General features: G+C 66.1%; 22 protein-coding genes and 1 pseudogene. 6 read left to right on the plus strand and 17 right to left on the minus strand.

Annotated features, from left to right (window positions below; translation table 11 throughout):
- Positions 1-25: 25 nt before the first annotated feature.
- Positions 26-379: a hypothetical protein gene (locus QMO14_RS06950; RefSeq protein WP_301505644.1), complete on the plus strand. Its 354-nt coding sequence runs from the start codon at positions 26-28 to the stop codon at positions 377-379.
- 80 nt (positions 380-459) lie between these two features.
- On the opposite strand, the gene QMO14_RS06955 is transcribed toward QMO14_RS06950, so the two are convergent.
- The 8 genes from QMO14_RS06955 to QMO14_RS06990 all read right to left on the minus strand — a co-directional run bounded on the left by QMO14_RS06955 (position 460) and on the right by QMO14_RS06990 (position 7,301).
- The gene (locus QMO14_RS06955) at positions 460-963 is read right to left on the minus strand and encodes a disulfide bond formation protein B (RefSeq protein ID WP_301505645.1); all 504 of its coding nucleotides are present in this window, start codon (positions 961-963) and stop codon (positions 460-462) included.
- Positions 960-2,057, minus strand: a complete 1,098-nt coding sequence (locus QMO14_RS06960) for a sulfate/molybdate ABC transporter ATP-binding protein (protein ID WP_301505646.1) — start codon at positions 2,055-2,057, stop codon at positions 960-962. The genes QMO14_RS06955 and QMO14_RS06960 overlap by 4 nt, the downstream gene beginning before the upstream one ends.
- A 19-nt stretch (positions 2,058-2,076) precedes the next feature.
- On the minus strand, positions 2,077-2,979 hold the full coding sequence (gene cysW / locus QMO14_RS06965; protein ID WP_301505647.1) for a sulfate ABC transporter permease subunit CysW: 903 nt from the start codon (positions 2,977-2,979) through the stop codon (positions 2,077-2,079).
- Position 2,980: 1 nt separating this feature from the next.
- On the minus strand, positions 2,981-3,868 hold the full coding sequence (cysT, locus tag QMO14_RS06970) for a sulfate ABC transporter permease subunit CysT (RefSeq protein WP_301505648.1): 888 nt from the start codon (positions 3,866-3,868) through the stop codon (positions 2,981-2,983).
- A 136-nt stretch (positions 3,869-4,004) separates the two neighbouring features.
- Positions 4,005-5,021 (minus strand): sulfate ABC transporter substrate-binding protein, encoded by a 1,017-nt coding sequence (locus tag QMO14_RS06975; RefSeq protein WP_301505649.1) that lies wholly within the window; start codon positions 5,019-5,021, stop codon positions 4,005-4,007.
- Complete coding sequence (locus QMO14_RS06980; protein WP_301505650.1) at positions 5,018-5,593, minus strand: alpha/beta hydrolase; 576 nt, start codon at positions 5,591-5,593, stop codon at positions 5,018-5,020. Before QMO14_RS06980 ends, QMO14_RS06975 begins: the two co-directional genes overlap by 4 nt.
- 21 nt (positions 5,594-5,614) lie before the next feature.
- On the minus strand, positions 5,615-6,256 hold the full coding sequence (locus QMO14_RS06985) for a peroxiredoxin (protein ID WP_126019383.1): 642 nt from the start codon (positions 6,254-6,256) through the stop codon (positions 5,615-5,617).
- Positions 6,257-6,386: 130 nt separating this feature from the next.
- Positions 6,387-7,301 carry a LysR family transcriptional regulator gene (locus QMO14_RS06990; protein ID WP_301505651.1) on the minus strand — a complete coding sequence of 305 codons (915 nt, stop codon included), beginning with the start codon at positions 7,299-7,301 and terminating at the stop codon, positions 6,387-6,389.
- Positions 7,302-7,436: 135 nt separating this feature from the next.
- Here QMO14_RS06990 and QMO14_RS06995 point away from each other — a divergent pair, with 135 nt between their 5' ends.
- Entirely contained in the window at positions 7,437-8,084 is a 648-nt protein-coding gene (locus QMO14_RS06995; RefSeq protein WP_301505652.1) for an FMN-dependent NADH-azoreductase, read from the plus strand.
- Positions 8,085-8,155: 71 nt separating this feature from the next.
- Here QMO14_RS06995 and QMO14_RS07000 read toward each other — a convergent pair whose 3' ends face one another.
- Positions 8,156-8,710 (minus strand): NADPH-dependent FMN reductase, encoded by a 555-nt coding sequence (locus tag QMO14_RS07000; RefSeq protein WP_301505653.1) that lies wholly within the window; start codon positions 8,708-8,710, stop codon positions 8,156-8,158.
- 151 nt (positions 8,711-8,861) lie between these two features.
- Here QMO14_RS07000 and solA point away from each other — a divergent pair, with 151 nt between their 5' ends.
- The 3 genes from solA (at position 8,862) to QMO14_RS07015 (ending at position 11,778) form a co-directional block, all read left to right on the plus strand.
- Entirely contained in the window at positions 8,862-10,079 is a 1,218-nt protein-coding gene (gene solA, locus QMO14_RS07005) for an N-methyl-L-tryptophan oxidase (RefSeq protein ID WP_301505654.1), read from the plus strand.
- A gap of 72 nt (positions 10,080-10,151) precedes the next feature.
- The gene (gene panE, locus QMO14_RS07010; RefSeq protein WP_301505655.1) at positions 10,152-11,093 is read left to right on the plus strand and encodes a 2-dehydropantoate 2-reductase; all 942 of its coding nucleotides are present in this window, start codon (positions 10,152-10,154) and stop codon (positions 11,091-11,093) included.
- A gap of 7 nt (positions 11,094-11,100) precedes the next feature.
- Complete coding sequence (locus QMO14_RS07015; RefSeq protein ID WP_301505656.1) at positions 11,101-11,778, plus strand: Asp/Glu/hydantoin racemase; 678 nt, start codon at positions 11,101-11,103, stop codon at positions 11,776-11,778.
- On the opposite strand, the gene QMO14_RS07020 is transcribed toward QMO14_RS07015, so the two are convergent.
- A complete protein-coding gene (locus tag QMO14_RS07020) occupies positions 11,765-13,123 on the minus strand; it encodes an NAD(P)/FAD-dependent oxidoreductase (RefSeq protein WP_301505657.1) in 1,359 nt (452 codons plus the stop codon). The two genes, QMO14_RS07015 and QMO14_RS07020, sit on opposite strands and share 14 nt — an antisense overlap.
- A 104-nt stretch (positions 13,124-13,227) precedes the next feature.
- Here QMO14_RS07020 and QMO14_RS07025 point away from each other — a divergent pair, with 104 nt between their 5' ends.
- A complete protein-coding gene (locus QMO14_RS07025) occupies positions 13,228-14,247 on the plus strand; it encodes a dienelactone hydrolase (protein ID WP_301505658.1) in 1,020 nt (339 codons plus the stop codon).
- Positions 14,248-14,272: 25 nt separating this feature from the next.
- On the opposite strand, the gene QMO14_RS07030 is transcribed toward QMO14_RS07025, so the two are convergent.
- From QMO14_RS07030 to QMO14_RS07060, 7 genes and pseudogenes are all read right to left on the minus strand, one after another.
- A complete protein-coding gene (locus tag QMO14_RS07030) occupies positions 14,273-14,542 on the minus strand; it encodes a helix-turn-helix transcriptional regulator (protein ID WP_301505659.1) in 270 nt (89 codons plus the stop codon).
- A complete protein-coding gene (gene epsC / locus QMO14_RS07035) occupies positions 14,539-15,453 on the minus strand; it encodes a serine O-acetyltransferase EpsC (RefSeq protein WP_301505660.1) in 915 nt (304 codons plus the stop codon). Before epsC ends, QMO14_RS07030 begins: the two co-directional genes overlap by 4 nt.
- Before the next feature lie 40 nt (positions 15,454-15,493).
- A pseudogene (locus QMO14_RS07040) lies at positions 15,494-15,947 on the minus strand (rhodanese-like domain-containing protein).
- Between the two features lie 137 nt (positions 15,948-16,084).
- A complete protein-coding gene (locus tag QMO14_RS07045; RefSeq protein ID WP_301505661.1) occupies positions 16,085-16,780 on the minus strand; it encodes a TauD/TfdA family dioxygenase in 696 nt (231 codons plus the stop codon).
- A 74-nt stretch (positions 16,781-16,854) separates the two neighbouring features.
- Positions 16,855-17,418: a hypothetical protein gene (locus tag QMO14_RS07050; RefSeq protein ID WP_301505662.1), complete on the minus strand. Its 564-nt coding sequence runs from the start codon at positions 17,416-17,418 to the stop codon at positions 16,855-16,857.
- Positions 17,415-18,077 (minus strand): N-acetylmuramoyl-L-alanine amidase, encoded by a 663-nt coding sequence (locus QMO14_RS07055; RefSeq protein ID WP_301505663.1) that lies wholly within the window; start codon positions 18,075-18,077, stop codon positions 17,415-17,417. Before QMO14_RS07055 ends, QMO14_RS07050 begins: the two co-directional genes overlap by 4 nt.
- Before the next feature lie 260 nt (positions 18,078-18,337).
- Entirely contained in the window at positions 18,338-18,553 is a 216-nt protein-coding gene (locus QMO14_RS07060; RefSeq protein ID WP_007829250.1) for a molybdopterin-binding protein, read from the minus strand.
- Positions 18,554-18,582: the final 29 nt, after the last annotated feature.

Raw genomic sequence — 18,582 nt, forward strand, 5'->3', positions numbered from 1 at the left:
ACGCATTCAATTAAGGGAAACGACCATGAAATTCAAACAGTCGAACACACTGCTGCGCAATGCAGCCCTGGCCGGTGCAATTGCGACGCTGCTGGCTTTCAGCGGTACTGCGGGCGCAGCCCATACGCCCCAGGACAGCGACGCGCTGCAGACGACGGGCGTCATCGCCAGCGTTGGCGCGCCCGCTTCGAAGATCAAGATGGAAGAAGTGTCGGCCCAGCAAGACCTGCTGAGCCTTGTGGCGCCGGCTGCCAAGCCCGAGATGCTTCAGCCCGCCGTGAACACCGCCATCGTCGACAGCTGCGCCAGCCGCTGGTACTGGCGCAGCCTGCTGGAAGAAATGGCTTGCGGCTTCTCGGGCCAGGGCTGGTTCAACTGAGGCGAACCCGCCCCGCTCTCGTCAAAACGCCGCTCATCCGGGCGGCGCTTTGCTTCGTGCCAGGTTGCTTCTCCTGCCGATCAGCGCGCGCGACGCGAGCGCATGAGCAGCGTGACCAGCAGCAGCGAGAGAACCACGAATGCGATGAACGACCAGTTCGCCAGCGTCAGGCCGAACAGAGACCAGTCGACCTTCGAGCAGTCGCCGCCGCCGCGGAAGATCATCGGCAGCGCACGCTTCAGCGGGAAGGTCTCGATCATCCCGTAGAGGTCGCGCCCGCAGGTGACGACTTCGGGCGGATACCACTGCAGCCAGCTCTGCGACGCCGCCGTGTAGGCGCCACCCAAAGCGGCCAGCAGCGCCAGAACGCCGCTGACCACACGCAGGCCCACGCTGCGGAACACGCCGGCCAGCCCGGTGAACAGGGCCACCAGCACCAGCGCGTAGCGCTGCACGATGCACATGGGACAGGGTTCGAGCCCGACCACGTGCTGCAGGTAGAGCCCGAAGGCCAGCATCAGGACACAGGCCAGGCAGATCAGCCCGAACGCGCGGCGCGGCGCGCCGAAGTACCAATCGATCAAGGAGATACCCAATCTTCTTCTACGAACACTCTGGCCTTGCGCGGATTGGCGACGACGGTGTCGCCCTCCTTCAAGCCCAGATCGCGGAACTGTTGCGCAGGGAGTTGCGCTTCGATGATGGTTCCGGAGCCCGGATTATCCGGATTCGATTCCGTGGGCTCAAGTTCCAGCCGCGCGATGGGGCCGACGACGATCGCGCGCGACAGCGTGGCGACGATGCCCGAGGCACCGCTCACATAGCGTGTCACGTCGATGTCATGCGGACGCACGTAGGCGCGCGCCTTGGCATCGCGCGCGCCGCTGTGCTCGGGAGATTCGAGACGCATGCCGTCCAGTTGCACCGCGCCGTTGTCGGCACGGCCGTGGAACAGGTTCACGTCGCCGAGGAAACCGTAGACGAATGGGCTGGCGGGCTGGTCCCACACTTCCTGCGGCGAGCCGACCTGTTCGATCCGGCCCTTGTTGATGACCACCACGCGGTCCGCCACCTCCAGCGCTTCCTCCTGGTCGTGCGTGACGAAGATGGACGTGACGTGCAGCTCGTCGTGCAGCCGGCGCAGCCAGCGGCGCAGCTCCTTGCGCACCTTGGCGTCGAGCGCGCCGAAGGGCTCGTCCAGCAGCAGCACCTTGGGCTCCACCGCCAGCGCGCGGGCCAGCGCAATGCGCTGGCGCTGGCCACCCGAGAGCTGCGAGGGGTAGCGGTCGGCCAGCCAGTCAAGCTGCACCAGCTTGAGCAGATCGGTCACCTTGGCCTTGATCTGCGCGTCGCTAGGGCGCTCCTTGCGCGGCTTCACGCGCAGGCCGAAGGCCACGTTCTCGAACACGGTCATGTGGCGGAACAGCGCGTAGTGCTGGAACACGAAGCCCACTTGCCGTTCGCGCACGTGCACGTCGGTGGTGTCCTCGCCCGAAAAAAGGATGCTCCCGGTGTCGGCTGTCTCCAGCCCCGCGATGATGCGCAGCAGCGTGGTCTTGCCGCAGCCCGAAGGGCCGAGCAGCGCGACCAGTTCGCCCGATTCGACGTCGAGGTTCACGTCGCGCAGCGCGCGGAAGTCGCCGAACTGCTTGCTGATGTTGCGGATTTCGATGCTCATGATTTCTTCTCTCTCAGGCTCAGGCCGCCGTGGTTTCAGGGGGCCGTTCCGGGGGCAGCTCGGCAATGGCTTTCATCTCGCGCTCGTGGCGCCATTCGATCACCGACTTGATCACCAGCGTGACCAGCGCCAGGATGGCCAGCAGCGAGGCCACGGCGAACGCGGCCACCGACTGGTATTCGTTGTAGAGCACTTCCACGTGCAGCGGCATGGTGTTGGTCTGGCCGCGGATGTGGCCCGACACCACCGACACAGCGCCGAACTCGCCCATGGCGCGCGCGTTGCAGAGAATCACGCCGTACAGCAGGCCCCACTTGATGTTGGGCAGCGTCACACGCCAGAAAGTCTGCCAGCCGGTCGCGCCCAGCACGATGGCGGCCTGCTCCTCGTCGGTGCCTTGCGCCTGCATCAGCGGAATGAGTTCGCGCGCGATGAACGGGAAGGTCACGAACACGGTCGCCAGCACGATGCCCGGCACCGCGAAGATGATCTTGATATCGTGCTCCGACAGCCAGGGGCCGAGCCAGCCCTGGGCACCGAACACCAGCACGTAGATCAGGCCCGCCACCACCGGCGACACCGCGAACGGCAGGTCGATCAGCGTGGTGAGGAAGGCCTTGCCACGGAACTCGAACTTGGCCACGGCCCAGGCGGCGGCCACGCCGAACACGAGGTTCATCGGCACCGCGATGGCGGCCGTGATCAGCGTGAGGCGGATGGCGCTCCAGGCGTCGGGCTCCTTCAGCGCTTCGAGGTAGGCATTGACGCCCTTGCGCAGTGCCTCGGTAGCCACGGCGGCCAGCGGCAGCACGAGGAACAGGAACATGAACGCGAGCGCCATGCCGATCAGCGTCCAGCGTACCCAGGCGGATTCGGTGGTGCCGGCTTGCGCGCGGCGGATGACTTTGGAAGGTGCGCTCATGTCAGGCTCCAGCCCTGCGACGCTGCCAGGCTTGCAGGCCGTTGATGACCAGCAGCAGGACGAACGAAATGACCAGCATCACCAATGCGACCGCCGTGGCACCCGCGTAGTCGTACTGCTCCAGCTTGCCGATGATGATGAGCGGCGTGATCTCCGAGATCATCGGCATGTTGCCGGCGATGAAGATCACCGAGCCGTACTCGCCGATGGCGCGTGCGAAGGCCATGGCAAAGCCCGTCAGCAGCGCGGGCGCGATCGACGGAAAAATCACCTTGGTGAAGGTCTGCAGCCGCGTCGCGCCGAGCGAGGTGGCGGCTTCTTCCAGCTCTTTCTCGGCATCTTCCAGCACCGGCTGCACCGTGCGCACCACGAAGGGCAGCCCGATGAAGATCAGCGCAATCACGATGCCCGCCGGCGTGAACGCCAGCTTGATGCCGTGCGGCTCCAGCAGCTGGCCGATCCAGCCGTTGCCCGCGAGCAGCGCGGTCAGCGAAATGCCGGCCACCGCCGTCGGCAAGGCGAACGGCAGGTCGACCAGCGCATCGACGATGCGCTTGCCCGGAAACTTGTAGCGCACCAGCACCCAGGCCACCAGCAGGCCGAACACCGCGTTGACCATGGCGGCGATCAGCGATGCGCCGAAGGTCAGCCGGTAGGAAGCCATCACGCGCGGGGCGGTCACGGCCACCCAGAATTGCTCCCAGCTCAGCGTGAAGGTCTTGAAGACCAGCGCCGACAGCGGGATCAGCACGATCAGGCTCAGATAAAGAATCGAGAAGCCGAGCGTGATGTGGAAACCGGGCAGCACGCGCTTGGCGCCGCCTGCCCGGTTGGCACGCGAAAAAGGCGCTCCCGCGGTTGGGAGCGCCGAAGAAGTCACACCACTCATGATGAGAACAGTCCGTTGTTGAAGCGCTGGCCACTTCGTGGAACACCGCGGAACCGGCTTTGCCGGGCCGCAGGTGTTGCCCCCTGCAAGGGGGTTGGCAAAGCGACACGAAGTGCGCGAAGACTGGGGGTGTGCTTCACTTGCCGCCAGGGGTGTACAGCTTGTCGAACTGTCCGCCGTCGTTGAAATGCACCTTTTGTGCTTCGCCGAGGCTGCCGAAGAGTTCCTGCACCGTGAAGAGTTGCAGCGGCTTGAAGGTAGCGGCGTACTTCTTCAGCACGGTCTGCGAACGCGGGCGCAGCGCGTGCTTCGCGGCGATTTCCTGCGCTTCCTCGGAATACAGCCAGTCGAGGTAGGCCTTGGCGAGCTCGCCGGTGCCTTTCTTCTTGACGGTGCGCTCGACCACGGCCACCGGGTTCTCTGCCACGATGCTGATGGAGGGGTAGACCGAGTCGACCTTTCCGGTGCCGAATTCGCGGTCGATGGAGACCACTTCCGATTCGAAGGTGATCAGCGCATCGCCGATGTTGCGCTGCAGGAAAGCGGTGGTCGCATCGCGGCCGCCGCGCGCCAGAACAGGCACGTTCTTGAACAGCTTGCCGACGAACTCGGCGGCCTGGGCGTCGGTGCCGCCCTTCTTCTTGATGTAGCCCCAGGCGGCCAGGTAGGCGTAGCGGCCGTTGCCGCCGGTCTTGGGGTTGACGATCACGACCTGCACGCCGGGCTTGACCAGGTCCTCCCAGTCCTTGATGCCCTTCGGGTTGCCGTTGCGCACCAGGAACAGCATGGTCGACGTGGTCGGCGATGCGTTCTCGGGGAATTTCTTGGTCCAGTCCTTGGCGACCACGCCGGCGTTGGCCAGGAAGTCGATGTCGGTGGAGGTGTTCATCGTCACCACGTCGGCGTCGAGGCCGTCGGCCACCGCGCGGGCCTGCGCGCTGGAGCCGCCGTGCGACTGGTCGATCTTCACGTCCTTGCCGGTGGCCTTCTTGTAGTGCGCCACGAAGGCCGCGTTGTAGTCCTTGTAGAACTCGCGCGCCACGTCGTAGGAGGCGTTCAGCAGCGAGGTGCCTTGAGCGAAGGCGGTGCTGCCGGCGAGCGCGGAGGACGCCAGCGCGAGCACGGCGACGAAGGTCTTGATTCTGGAAGTCATGTGGTTGCGAGGTTCTCTGAAAAATCATGGCCCGCCGACCATGCGGCGGGCTCGTCGGTCAGCGACTGGAGCAAGGCAAGGCCCAGCGGCCAGTCCCCGTGCCCCGAATCGATGTTGATGTGGCCCGCATTCTGCATCCGCACGAACTCGCTGCCCCAGGCGCGCGAATAGGCGCCCGCCAGGCGGATCGGACAGTACGGATCGTTGCTGCTGGCCACCACGATGCTGCGGTATGGCAGCGCGGCATGCGGCACGGGCGCGAAATCGGAGAGCACGGCGCGGCGCTCGGGGTCGGCCGGCGCCACCAGCAACGCGCCGCGGATGCGGGCAGCGGCCGCAGGCGGCAGGTGCGCCGTGGCGATGCAGCCCAGGCTGTGCGCGGCGATCACCACCGGGCCGGGTTGTTCGAGCACCAGCTTCGCGAGCGCCGGCACCCAGGCATCGCGCTTGGGCGAGGCCCAGTCGTCCTGCACCACGCGCGCAGCGCCCGGAATGCGCTCTTCCCACAGGCTCTGCCAATGGCCAGGGCCGGAGTCGCGCCAACCAGGCACGATGACGACGCGCGTCTGCATGACTGAGCTTGCCCTGCCCGCTTACTTGTTCGGCTGCGGCGTAATGCGCAGGTAGGGGCGCACGGCCTTGAAGCCCTTGGGGAAGCGCTCGGCGAGCTCGGCCGGGTCTTGAATGGCCGGGATGATGACCACGTCGTCTCCGTCCTTCCAGTTCACCGGCGTGGCGACCTTGTGGCTGTCGGTGAGTTGCAGCGAGTCGATGACACGCAGGATCTCGTCGAAGTTGCGGCCGGTGGACGCGGGGTAGGTGATGGTCGTGCGAACGATCTTCTTCGGGTCGATGATGAACACGCTGCGCACGGTGGCCGTGGCCGAGGCATTCGGGTGGATCAGGTCGTACAGGTCGGCCACCTTGCGGTCCGCGTCCGCGATGATGGGGAAGTTGACCGTGGTGTTCTGCGTGTCGTTGATGTCCCCGATCCATTCCTTGTGCCTGGTGGCCGGGTCCACGCTCAGCGCGATGGGCTTCACGCCGCGCTTGGCGAATTCGCCCGACAGCGCCGCGGTCTTGCCCAGTTCGGTGGTGCACACGGGCGTGAAATCGGCGGGGTGCGAGAAGAACACGACCCACGAATCGCCGGCCCACTGGTAGAAGTCGATGGGGCCTTCGCTGGAATCCTGGGTGAAATTGGGGGCGGTGTCGCCTAGACGCAGAGTAGCCATGGTCGCTCCTGGATGGATGGGAGTCGTGGATTGTGCGAACCCTTGCTTCAATGCCAAACGAATATCTGCTTGTTTGGATATGACGTTTTCCGCATAACGAAGGCAATCCGACCCCGAATCCGCCCCGGACCTAGAACATTCGCATGTCCTCGTTCTGCAGGTGTTCCATCAGGAAATCGATCAGCTTGCGCACCGCCGGCACCAACGCCCGCCGGGCTGGAAACACCATGTGCGCGACCACCGGCGGCGGCCCCCAGCCCGGCAGCAGCCGCACCAGGCGGCCGGCTTCCACGTCGGCGCGGCACATGTAGTCGGGCAGCATGGTCGCGCCGACGCCGCCCAGTGCGCCGAACTGCAGCGTGGCGAGATCGTCGGCCACGTACTGGGGCGTGTGCGAATGGACGAGGCTCTCGCCGTTCGGGCCTTCCAGCCGCCAGTCGCTGCGCCCTTCCCCGTTGACCGACATGGCCGCCGTCGGCAGCTTGCCCAGGTCGGCCACCGTTTGCACCGGCCCGTGCCGGGCCAGCAGCGCCGGGCTCGCCACCAGCACGCCGCGGCTGTAGCCGAAGGTCTTGGCCACCAGCACGGTGCTGTCTTCGATGACCGACCGCACGCGCAGGGCGATGTCGATGCCCTCTTCGATCAGGTCGACTGGCCGGTTGATCACCTTCATGTCGATGCGCACCGCCGGATAGCGCTGCATGAACACCGGCATGAGCTGCGCCAGCCCGCTGTGCGCGATGGTGACCGGGCAGCTCAGCCGAACCAGCCCGCTGGGCTCTGTCTGCACCTGCGCCACCGCCTCGGCCGCCGCCTGCGCCGCGTCGCGCATGGCGGAGGCGTGCCGGAGGTAGATCTCGCCGGCCGGGGTGAGCGACAGACGCCGGGTGCTGCGCTGCATGAGCTGCACTCCGAGCCGGTCCTCGAGCTCCGCCACGCGGCGCGAGAGGCGCGACTTGGGAATGCCCAGCGCCCGGCTGGCGGCCGCGAAGCCGCCGCGCTCGGCCACCTCGGCGAAGAAAACCATGTCGTTGAGGTCCTGCATGTCGTTCATTGTCCTGCAATCAGAACGATCTATGCAATTTTTGGCTACTTATCGGCAACTCGACCCAAAAATAGAATTACGCCATCGCCGGCCGATTTGAGTGCCGACAGCCAACACAGAAAGTGATTGATTGAAATGAAGCTGCTCCACATCGACTCCAGCATCCTCGGCACCAACTCGACCTCGCGCCTGCTCTCGGCCGAGATCGTGACCGCATGGCGTGCCGCCCACCCCGACACCGCCGTCGAGTACCTCGACCTGGCGGTGGACGCCCCCTCGCACTTCGGTGCCGACGCGCTGGGCATCAAGGTCGGGGTGCAAGCGCAGCCGACCGAAGCCCAGGCGCGCGAAAACGCCCTGTCCGAAAAGCTCGTGAGCCAGTTCCTGGCCTCGGACGTGGTCGTCATCGGCACGCCGTTCTACAACTTCTCGATCCCGACGCAGCTCAAGGCCTGGATCGACCGCCTGGGACAGGTCGGCCGCACCTTCAAGTACACCGACAAGGGCCCCGTGGGCCTGGCCGGCGGGAAGACCATCATCGTGGCCTCCAGCCGCGGCGGCGTCTACTCGACCAGCGAAGGCGGCCAGGCCATGGAACACCAGGAGAGCTACCTGAAGGCGGTCTTCGGCTTCTTCGGGATCACCGACGTGCGCATCGTGCGCGCCGAGGGCGTGGCGATGGGCGACGAAGCCCGCAACAGCGCCCTGGCGGCTGCCCGCGCCGACATCCTGGTGGCGACGGCGGAAGCCGCGAACCAGAAGAACGTCGCGCAGGCTGCCTGAGCACGTTCCGCTTCGCACCATGAAAAAAACCGCCCGATGGGCGGTTTTTTCGTTCCGGCTGGCGCGGAATCTCAGGCCGCGTGGCTCTTCACCCAAGCCACGTACTTGTCCATCCAGCCCTGCAGGAATTTCTTCGAGCCTTCGTTGCCGATGTGGCCCTTGTCGTCGAACAGGTCGTCCTTGGCCTGCAGGAACACTTCGGGCGCGCCCATCGTGGGTACGTCGAGGTAGGCCAGGATGTTGCGCAGGTGCTGCTGCGCCAGCGCGGTGCCGATGGCGCCGACCGAGATGCCGACCACGCCGGCCGGCTTGCCCGCCCAGGCGCTCTGGCCATAGGGGCGCGAGGCCTGGTCGATCGCGTTCTTCAGCACGCCGGGAATCGAGCGGTTGTATTCGGGCGTGACGAACAGCAGGCCGTCGGCCGCCGCGATCTCGGTCTTCAGGCGCTTCACCGGCGCGGACTGGTTGCCATCGTCGTCCTGGTTGTACAGCGGCAGGTCGTCGATGCGCAGGGTTTCGAAGGTGAAGTCCGAGGGCGCGAGGTGCGCCAGCGCGAGGGCCAGCTTGTGGTTGAACGAATCCTTGCGCAGGCTGCCGACGATGACGGCGATGCGGGTCTGGGCCATGGGTGAAGCTCCTTGTTTGAGAGGGTCGGAATGACGAACGCGATTATGCGAAGCGTCCAAGACCTTATCCGGAAAAGTTCATGCGATGCCGGGCGAACGGCGGCAAGATGATGCGCTCCCTTCCAAACCCATCGAAGCGCAGGACGCATCAGTGCCCCAGCCATCCTCTCACTACGACGTCATCGTCGTCGGCCTCGGCGCGCTCGGCGCCGCCACGCTCCACCAGCTCTCGCAGCGCCGCGCCCGCGTGCTGGGCATCGACCAGTTCGCGCCGCCCCATGACCAGGGCTCCTCGCACGGCGACTCCCGCATCACCCGGCTGGCCGTGGGCGAAGGCGACGAATACGTGCCTTTCGTGCAGCGCTCGCACGCCATCTGGCGCGAGCTCGAAGCACGCACCGGCAAGCCGCTGATGACCACCACCGGCGGCCTGATCCTCGCGCCGCGCGACCGCGTGGCCGAGCACCACGGCAAGTCCGACTTCGTGCGCCGCACCATCGCCTGCGCCGAGCGCTTCGGCATCGCGCATGAAGTGCTCGACGCGGCAGGCATCCGCGCGCGCTTTCCGCAATTCAACCTGCGGGGCAATGAAATCGGCTACTTCGAGCACGAGTCCGGCTTCGTTCGGCCCGAGGACGCCATCGGCGCCCAGCTCGCCGTGGCCCGCGCCTCGGGCGCCGAAACACGCACCGGCGAGCGCGTGGAAGCCGTCGAGCCCGTGGGCAACGGCGACATCCTGCGCGTGCGCACCGCCACCGCAAGCTTCACGGCCGACCGCGTCGTGGTCGCTGCCGGCGCGTGGCTGCCCGCCTTCCTCGGCACACAGGCGCGCGCCGACTGGCAGGCCGATTTCTCCGTGCACCGCCAGGTGATGCACTGGTACGACACCGGCAGCGCAGCCGCCGACTTCGCGCCGGGGCGCTTTCCCATCTTCATCTGGATGTTCGGCGACGGACCCGAAGACTACATGTACGGCTTCCCCGCCTCCGACCCCGCGCAGCCCGCGCTCAAGGTGGCGACCGAGCAGTACGCGGCCGCCACCACGCCCGAGACCATCGACCGCAGCGTGAGCGCCGAGGAAAGCGCCGCCATGTACCGCGAGCGCGTGGCCGGCCGCTTCCCGCAGATCGACGGCCGCGCCGTCAAGGCGCGCGCCTGCATGTACACCGTGACGCCCGACCGGCGCTTCGTGATCGACGCGCTCGACGGCATGCCCAGCCTGCTCGTCGTCTCGGCCTGCTCGGGCCACGGCTTCAAGCACTCGGCCGGGCTGGGCGACGCCATCGCGGATCATGTGCTGGGCCGCCCGGGCGCGCTCGACCTCTCGCCCTTTGCCCGCGGCCGGCTGCTGGAGAAGGCGCCGGCCTGAAGCAGGCTCCGGCGATCCCGGGCATCATCGCGGCCGGTCTTTTTTCACTCTCGGATACAGGAGCGAAGCGCGATGAGATTTCTGGTGGTGGGTGCCGGCGCACTCGGTGGTTATTTCGGCGGCCGTCTGCTGGAGGCGAGACGCGACGTCACCTTCCTGCTGCGCCCGCGCCGCGCGGCACAGCTCGCGAAGACCGGGCTGGTGGTGCAGAGCCCCTTCGGCAACCTGCAGCTGCCCCCGCCGAAACACGTGCTGGCCGACGGCATCGACGGCCCCTACGACGTGATCGTGGTCGGCAGCAAGGCCTACGACCTCGACTCGACCATGGACTCCTTCGCGCCGGCCGTCGGCCCTGACACCGTGATCCTCCCCCTGCTCAATGGCATGAGCCACATCGACAGGCTGGCCGAACGCTTCGGCAGCGAGCGCGTGCTGGGCGGCCTGTGCATGATCTCCGCCACCCTCGACGACGAAGGCCGCGTGCTGCACCTCAACGACATGCACGGCCTGAGCTTCGGCGAACGCGCGGGCGGCCGCTCGGCGCGGGTCGACGCCATCGCGGCGCAGTTCGCCGGCGCGAAGTTCGATGCCACGGCCAGCGAGAACATCTCGCAGGACATGTGGGAAAAGTGGGTCTTCATCGCCTCGGCCGCCGGCCTCACCAGCCTGATGCACGCATCCATCGGCGACATCGTGGCCGCCGGCGGCCAGGACGTGGCGCTTTCGATCTTCGACGAGTGCTGCGCCATCGCCACCCACAACGGCTTCGCGCCGCGCCCCGCCGCCGTGCAGCGCGGACGCGCCATCATCACGGCCGCCGGCTCGCCCATGACGGCGTCGATGTACAAGGACATGGCGCGCGGCGCGGCCGTGGAAGCCGATCACATCGTCGGCGACCTGCTGAGCCGCGCCGCGCCCGGCAATGCGACGGTGCCCACCGTGCTGCGCACCGCCTACGTGCACCTCAAGGCCTACGAGGCGAGGCGCGCCCGCGAAGCCGCCGCCGCGGCCTGACGAAGCCATGCAAGAGGCGCTGGCCTTCCTTCACACGGCGCAGTCTCATGTGCCGACCTTCGAGCAACTGGTGCGCGCGAACGCGCCCGGGCTGCGCGTGCGGCACCTGGTGCGCGAAGAACTGCTGGCCGACGCGCGCATCACCGGCGTCAACGACGCCGGGCTCGTTGCCCGTGTCCACGAGGCCATGCACGAAGCCGCCTCGGGCGGTGCGAAGGTCGTGGTGTGCACCTGCTCGACCATCGGCGCCATCGCGCAACGCACGCCGACCGGCGATGCGTTCAGGGCCTTGCGCATCGACCGGGCCATGGCAGACCAGGCAGTGCGCACCGGACCGCGTGTGCTGATCGCGGCGGCGCTCGAAAGCACGCTGGCGCCGACGCAGGCGCTGGTTCTTTCCGCAGCGGAGGAAGCTGGTGTCGCGGTGCGACCGGCCTTGCTGTTCGTAGAGGACGCATGGCCGCATTTCGAAGCCGGAGACAACGCGCGCTACATCGGGACGCTGGCCTCCTCGATCCGGGCGGCATCTGCCGAAGCCGACGTCATCGTGCTCGCCCAGGCCTCGATGGCCCCGGTGGCCGACGCGCTCGCCGACCTTCCCATCGACGTGCTCAGCAGCCCCGCGCCGGGCACCGCGCACGCGGTGGCGCTGGCCTTGGCCGCCCTGTCGCTCAGTCCGACTTGAGGATCGTCTCGCCCTTCAGCATCCCCATGTCGCGGACGTTGAAGCGGTGGCGCTTCCAGCCTTCCCAGGTGCGGCGCATGTTGCCGATCGAGATCAGGTAGTACAGCACCTTGAACATGCCGACGGGGCCGCGCATCGGCGTGCCTCGGTAGATGTCGCCGGCCAGCAGCGTCATCAGGCCTTCCTTCACGCGGAAGGGGTTGCCCGGGTGCATGAACATGTCGCGGATGGTCGGGTTGGTCACGCGATAGATGAACCACGAGTACTCGCGCGGGCCCTTGCGCATCATGGCCTCGAAGCCCTTGCGCGCCGCGGCCAGCCGCCGCGGCTTGTCGAGCGCCGTCGCCACCAGCTCGGCGCCGTCGAAGGCGCTGTGCATGGCGAGATACACGCCCGAGGAGAACATCGGGTCGATGAAGGTGAAGGCATCGCCCAGCATCAGGTAGCGCTCGCCCGTGGCGTGTGTGCTGGAGTACGAGAAATTGCTCGTGGCATGCACCGCGTCGTCGACCAGCGTGGCGTTCTTCAGGCGGTCCACCAGCACCGGGCAGGTGGCGATGGTGTCGTAGAAGAATTCCTTCAGCGGCTTGTCTCGCGTCTTCAGGTAGTACGGCCAGCAGACCGCGCCCACGCTGGTGGTGCCGTCGGCCAGCGGAATGAACCAGAACCAGCCGTGCGGGAACCAGCAGATGCTGATGTTGCCTTCCTTCTTGCCCTCCAGCCGCTCGGCGTTGGTGAAGTGGCCGAAAAGCGCGGTGCTGTTGTGGTCGGGGTTCTTTTCCTTGCAGCGGAATTTGTTGGCCAGCAGCGTGTCGCGGCCGGTGGCGTCGACCACGAAGCGGGCACGCCAGCTTCGGCCTGCGCCATCGTCCATCTCGGCCTTGACCGTGGCGCCTTCCGCGTCGAAGGCCACGTCGCGCACCTTGCAGCCCTCGATGGCCTGCGCGCCGCAGGTGGCGGCGTTGCGGAACAGAAGCTCGTCGAGCTCCGAACGGCGCACCTGCCAGGCCGAGTCGAGCGACTTGTCCAGCCCCTCGCCGAATTCCACATAGCTGCGGTGCTCGTGCTCGGGCGAGACGAACTCGATGCCGAACTTCGGCATGCCGATCTTCTCGACCTGCTCACGCACGCCGAGCTTGTCGAACAGCTCCACGTTCGCTGGCAGCAGCGATTCGCCGATGTGAAAACGCGGATGGTGCGCCTTCTCCAGCAGCACTACCTTGCGGCCCTGCCGTGCCAGCAGCGTGGCGATGGTCGACCCGGCGGGCCCGCCGCCGACCACCAGCACGTCGCAGGACTCGTCGGCCGCCTGGGGCATGGAAGAAGAAGCTTGGGACAAGGACATGCGAAGGCAACCATCATTGTTAACAATCGCAAGCATATCGCGACGGCCCGCGAGGACCGCAAAGTCGGCTAAGCAGCCTGCGCCGGGGCGCCGCACACTGCGGCATGCGCCTCCTTCATCTTCTCCGCCTCCCCCGTCTCCTGTGCCTCGCTGCCGCAAGCCTCTGCGCGGCACTCGCCCAGGCCGCCGGCTTCGGCACCATCGACATCCCCGCCGACCGGGAAGGCCCGGCGATGCACGGCGGCGTTTGGACGCCCTGCGCCGCACCCGCAGGTGAAATCAAGCTGGGGCGTACCACGATCCAGGGCGTACGGGACTGTCCGCTACCGCCGGGCAATGCCCCGCTGCCGCTCATCGTGATCTCCCACGGCTACGGCGGCTCTTTCCTCGGCCATCACGACACGGCACAGGCCCTGGCCGACGCGGGCTATATCGTCGCGGCCATCAGCCATTCGGAGGACAACTTCCAGATACGCGGCGGCCCCAACGACAAGATCTCGGCGCTGGCGACACGCACCACCGACATCAAGCGGCTGATCGACCACATGCTGCAGCAATGGCCCGCGCATGGCAGGGTCGCGGCCGACCGGATCGGCTTCTATGGCTTCTCGCGCGGCGGCTACACGGGCCTGGTGCTCGCAGGCGCGAAGCCGGACTTCGGGCAGTTGCCGCCCTTGCCTTCGTCTCCCTGCACGACGGCGCCGGAAGGCGTGGCATGCGCATGGATGAAGCGAACATTCCAGGAGCTGCTCGCCACGCCGCTGACGCACGACACCCGCATCAAGGCGGCCGTGATCGCCGATCCGCTCAGCATGCTGTTCGACGCACAGAGTCTGAAGAACGTGACGATCCCGATCGAGCTGTGGGCTTCCACCTACGGCGGCGACGGCGTCACGCCCGAGAGCGTGGCCACCGTCCGCGGCAACCTGCCGAAGGCGCCCGAATGGCATGTTGCGGAGAAGGCCGGGCACTTCGGCTTTCTGGCGCCGTGCTCGCAGGGGCAGCTCGACGTCAAGGTCGAAATCTGCCGCGACGCGCCCGGCTTCGACCGCACTGCCTTTCACGAGGCATTCAATGCGGAGGTGGCAGCCTTCTTCGAACGCCGCCTGGCGCCGCGGTACTGATGCGAGCTCGATCCCTGGCCGTCCCTCAACAGGCTATGGTCGCGAGGTCGATCCTTCGCGCGAGGCGCGATCGATCCAGCTGCTCGCAGTGCATGAGCAGGCCGACCATGCTGATGCCCAGCGCCGTGGCCAGCTTCTGCGCGGTGACGATCGACGGAATGACGCGGCCGCGCTCGATCTCTCCCACGTAGGAGCGGTTCAGATCGGATCGCTCGGCCAGTTCCTCCTGCGACCAGCCCTTGTCCTCGCGCAGCTGGCGAATGGTCACGCCGAAGTCTTCGACGAACGCCTTCATACGCCACCTGCCTTCGGTGCGTTCTGCAGACTGGCCTGCGTGACGCTCACGCCCGGCGGCACGTCGTCGGTGATCCACACGTTGCCGCCGATGACGGCGCCCTTGCCGAGCGTCACGCGCCCGAGGATGGTCGCGCCGGCGTAGATGACCACGTCGTCCTCCACCACGGGATGGCGCGGCAGGCCCTTCCGCAGGTTGCCTTCGGTATCGGTGGGGAAGCGCTTGGCGCCGAGCGTGACGGCCTGGTACAGCCGCACGCGTTTGCCGATGACGGCCGTCTCGCCGATCACGACGCCCGTGCCGTGATCGATGAAGAAGCCTGCGTCGATCTTCGCGCCCGGGTGGATGTCGATGCCCGTCTGCGCATGCGCCAGCTCGGCCACGATGCGCGCCAGAAGCGGCAGCCCGAGCCCGTAGAGCTCGTGCGCGAGGCGGTGGTGGATCATCGCGAGCACGCCCGGATAGCACAGCAGCACCTCGTCCACGCTGCGTGCGGCCGGGTCGCCCTGGTAGGCGGCGAGCACGTCGCTGTCGAGCAGTCGGCGCAGGCCCGGCAGCGCATTCGCGAAGCGGCGCACGGCATCGGTGGCGGTGTCGTCGATCTCGCTCGCGGAACGCGGCTCGTGGCGCGCGTTGAAATTCAGCTCCAGCCGTGCCTGCACCAGCAGCGCCTGCAATGCGGCATCGAGCGTATGGCCGACGTAGAAGTCCTCGCTCTCGTGGCGCAGGTCCGGCGGGCCGAGCCGCATCGGAAAGAGCGCGCCCTTGAGCGACTCCACGATCTGCGCGAGCGCATCTCGCGACGGAAATTCGCGAGCGCCGGGCTCGCGCGAGCGCCGCTGCGAATCGCGCCACTCGTCGCGCACGCCATGCAGTGCGCGCACGATGTCGCTCACCTCGAAATGGGCCATCTGTGGTTCCTCCCGGAGAAATGTCGTGTAGGGTGCGCGCTCAGTCCTGCACCCAGGGCAGCTTGCGGAAGCGCCAGCCGTCGGAACCGCCGCGATGCCGCTGCGCATCGATCTCGCCTTCGAAGCCTTCGAGCACGTTGAAGACGTTCGTGAAGCCGGCTTTTACCGCTGCGGCATAGCAGCAGCACGACGGCTTCCTTGCCGCCGTCCTTCGCCAGCTTGGCCTCGATTTCGCGCGCGAAGCGCGGATTGCGCGTGAGCGCCGTGCCCGTGGCCCAGGCCACGTGATGGCTGCCGGGAACGTGGCCGACGAACTTGCGCGCCTCGCCGGAGCGTACGTCGACCAACACGGCCTGGCCGCCCTGGACCAGCTCCCAGGCCTCCTGTGGCGCGACGCCACCCGCATCGGGCAGATTGCCCTCGGCGGCCCTGGCGCGCGCCTGTTCGAGTGCTTCGGGCAAGGCGATGACTTCTTCTTCAACTTCCACTGACATGCTGTGAGGCTCCTGTTGTGCGTTGGATACGCCTTGGTTGCGACAACCACCACTGTAGGAGCAGGGCGCCGAAGCTCAAACAACCCAAAAGTCGATTTCCAACAACCGGCCGTTGCAAAGGATCGATTCGGGCGCGATCAGGCGACAGATCGTGCAAGCTCGGCCGCACGCACGGCCGAGGCCGTGAGGTCCACGCTCTTCGTGCCGTCGACGCCGTACGGCACGTCGCCCGCGATGGCCACCCGGCGCACCACGCGATGCTGGTCGCCGTAGTCGTTGATCGCGTAGTGCTGCGTCGCCCGGTTGTCCCAGATGGCGACATCGCCCTGCGTCCAACGCCAGCGCACCGTGTTCTCCAGCCGGTGCACATGGCTTTGGAGCACGCTCAGCAGATGGCCGGAATCGTGCGTCGAATGACCGGCCAGCCGCTTCACGAAGTGGCCGAGCACGAGGCTGCGCTCCCCGGTCTCGGGGTGCACGCGCACCACAGGATGCTCGGCCTCGAGCAGGCGGCGGGTGAAGACATCGCGGTAGCGCTTCGTGCCCTCCTCGTCCAGATCGGCCGGCGAGCGTGCGGCGGCGTAGTCGTAGTCGTTGCCGTGGATGGCGCGCAGCCGGTCGGCCAGCACCTTGAGATCGTCAGGCAGGCTCTGGTAGGCCGCCACTGTGTTGGCCCAGACCGTGTCGCCGCCATAGGCCGGGATCACCACCGCCCGCAGGATCGAAACCTGCGGATAGGCAACCTCGAAGGTCACGTCGGTATCCGGAAGATTCTGCGAGGCGCCTGGTGGGGGTGGAAGGAAGGTGTTTACAGTTTCTAATGCATGGGGCAACTAAGAGGGTCGTCGGTGGAGAGTTGGCAAAAGAAAACCCGCCGTGCTGCGGGTTTTTGGAACAGACCGATACCTCAGGGCCTGTCTCGCGAGTCTCGTGCCCTCTTCAGCCGGAGCTCCGCTTCGCCGGCGGAGAGTTGCCCTTCTGCGACCAGCCTCTTGAACCTTCGCTTATCTGCGCGGTACAGCGCGTCTTTCAGCAGGGTCATCTTGCGGTCTCGGCAAGGGCTGCACTCGTAGAAGCTCGTCGGACTTCCTGCGACCTTCATTTTTGCGTCGTACTCAAGAGCAAGAATCCGTCCATTGGGTTCGATGCCCATGGCGAGGTTTTTCCAATTTTTGAACGTGACGGTGGCACTTCCTTCGCACCCTGTGCTGTCGGTCTTTTCGGGGTCATAGGCACTACGCGAAACCCGGCGCATGTGCCGCAGGGCAAAAAGAACATCCTCCTGCGTCAAGACGACGTCGTCGCAATCCAGAAAGTCCTTGTTCTCCCATGCCGTTCTGCCCGAAGGCTCTGTGATTTCCACCTTCCGTATATAGCTGACGGGGTACCGGCTGTCCGACGCTTGTACCGGAAGCACCCCAGCTGCAACCAGCAATCCTGCTGGAATCAAGAGAGCGATGCTTCTTTTCATGGCATTGGCGCCTGCATTTTCCAGTTCGCCTCCTGGGCCTCTGTCGGGTTCTTGCGGCTGACCAGAGGATGGCGAAAAACTTCCTCATTCCCTATACGGATCGACTCCTGAAGCACACGGACAAGCCACGAGAGCGACTGATTCTGCGCCGCAGTTGGCTCGTCATAGATTCCACGCCTGCCGCGCAACTCATCGAGAGTCAGCTCTGCTTCTTTCCCGACAGCTTTGAAGCCCACAGGCAATCGGGCCCTCCCGACAATCTCGATCCCGATTGCTTCCATATTGCCCGGATAACGTTCACCCGGCGGTTTTCGCATCTCGATCTGGTGCATTCCCTCTACTCCCACCTTCGCAAAATCGCCTGGTTCGCATTTTCCCGTTGCCAAGCATCGCGCTTTCAACGGCCCCACATGATTCGTCCTCTGATAAATCGCCGCCGTCTGATAGATCGTCCCATCCTTGTCGATGAGAAAGTGCGCCCCGTTCGCCTTCGGCCGCTTGTAGCTGTTCAACGAAGACGCCGAAGTATCAGCGTCCGTCCGGTGCACCACGATGCCGGTAATTGCCCCAACCCTCTTCCCTCGTTCGATCTGCGGACTGCGGGCATGCCTCACTCGTGCGTGGCTGATCATTCCATGTTCGTCAATTTCAACGATCATGCGGTTCCTCCCTGAAGTGTCTGTTTGAATGCAATGACGAAGTCGTGATCGCTGCATCGATGTGCGGATCACGACTTCGCGGCGCATGCTATGGCGACGACTTCAAGGAAGATTCAGGTCTTTGAAAGATTCGAACGATTTCCGGAATTCGGCACGGTCGATGAACTCGCAGCCTGTAAACCGCTGAAAACTCACACCCTACAAACGAAAAAACCCGGCGCAATCACAGCGCCGGGTCGTCGCAGATGCCCGAGGGTCCGTCAGAGCTTCGCGATCGAAACCTCGGTGGACTTAACGAGGGCAACCACGTCGGAGCCCACCTTCAGCTGCAGCTCGTCGACCGAGCGCGTGGTGATGACCGAGGTGACGATGCCCCAGGCGGTTTCGACGTCGACTTCGGAGACGACGTCGCCGCGGATGATTTCGCGGACCTTGCCCTTGAACTGGTTGCGGACGTTGATGGCTTGGATGGACATGATGGGCTCTCTTTCAGGTTGAGGAAGTT

The sequence above is a fragment of the Variovorax sp. CAN15 genome, from assembly GCF_030462475.1.
Classification (GTDB): Bacteria; Pseudomonadota; Gammaproteobacteria; order Burkholderiales; family Burkholderiaceae_C; genus Variovorax.

Bases quoted from the DNA above. Each gene is read 5' to 3' on its own strand.
- cysT (WP_301505648.1), bottom strand. From the start codon at position 3,868: ATGAGTGGTGTGACTTCTTCGGCGCTCCCAACCGCGGGAGCGCCTTTT.
- QMO14_RS06960 (WP_301505646.1), bottom strand. From the start codon at position 2,057: ATGAGCATCGAAATCCGCAACATCAGCAAGCAGTTCGGCGACTTCCGC.
- QMO14_RS07050 (WP_301505662.1), bottom strand. From the start codon at position 17,418: ATGAAAAGAAGCATCGCTCTCTTGATTCCAGCAGGATTGCTGGTTGCA.
- QMO14_RS07000 (WP_301505653.1), bottom strand. From the start codon at position 8,710: ATGGCCCAGACCCGCATCGCCGTCATCGTCGGCAGCCTGCGCAAGGAT.
- QMO14_RS07030 (WP_301505659.1), bottom strand. From the start codon at position 14,542: ATGAAGGCGTTCGTCGAAGACTTCGGCGTGACCATTCGCCAGCTGCGC.
- QMO14_RS06975 (WP_301505649.1), bottom strand. From the start codon at position 5,021: ATGACTTCCAGAATCAAGACCTTCGTCGCCGTGCTCGCGCTGGCGTCC.
- QMO14_RS06980 (WP_301505650.1), bottom strand. From the start codon at position 5,593: ATGCAGACGCGCGTCGTCATCGTGCCTGGTTGGCGCGACTCCGGCCCT.
- panE (WP_301505655.1), top strand. From the start codon at position 10,152: ATGAGATTTCTGGTGGTGGGTGCCGGCGCACTCGGTGGTTATTTCGGC.
- QMO14_RS07020 (WP_301505657.1), bottom strand. From the start codon at position 13,123: ATGTCCTTGTCCCAAGCTTCTTCTTCCATGCCCCAGGCGGCCGACGAG.
- QMO14_RS07015 (WP_301505656.1), top strand. From the start codon at position 11,101: ATGCAAGAGGCGCTGGCCTTCCTTCACACGGCGCAGTCTCATGTGCCG.
- QMO14_RS06985 (WP_126019383.1), bottom strand. From the start codon at position 6,256: ATGGCTACTCTGCGTCTAGGCGACACCGCCCCCAATTTCACCCAGGAT.
- QMO14_RS07060 (WP_007829250.1), bottom strand. From the start codon at position 18,553: ATGTCCATCCAAGCCATCAACGTCCGCAACCAGTTCAAGGGCAAGGTC.
- QMO14_RS06995 (WP_301505652.1), top strand. From the start codon at position 7,437: ATGAAGCTGCTCCACATCGACTCCAGCATCCTCGGCACCAACTCGACC.
- QMO14_RS06990 (WP_301505651.1), bottom strand. From the start codon at position 7,301: ATGCAGGACCTCAACGACATGGTTTTCTTCGCCGAGGTGGCCGAGCGC.
- cysW (WP_301505647.1), bottom strand. From the start codon at position 2,979: ATGAGCGCACCTTCCAAAGTCATCCGCCGCGCGCAAGCCGGCACCACC.
- epsC (WP_301505660.1), bottom strand. From the start codon at position 15,453: ATGGCCCATTTCGAGGTGAGCGACATCGTGCGCGCACTGCATGGCGTG.
- QMO14_RS06950 (WP_301505644.1), top strand. From the start codon at position 26: ATGAAATTCAAACAGTCGAACACACTGCTGCGCAATGCAGCCCTGGCC.
- QMO14_RS07025 (WP_301505658.1), top strand. From the start codon at position 13,228: ATGCGCCTCCTTCATCTTCTCCGCCTCCCCCGTCTCCTGTGCCTCGCT.
- QMO14_RS07055 (WP_301505663.1), bottom strand. From the start codon at position 18,077: ATGATCGTTGAAATTGACGAACATGGAATGATCAGCCACGCACGAGTG.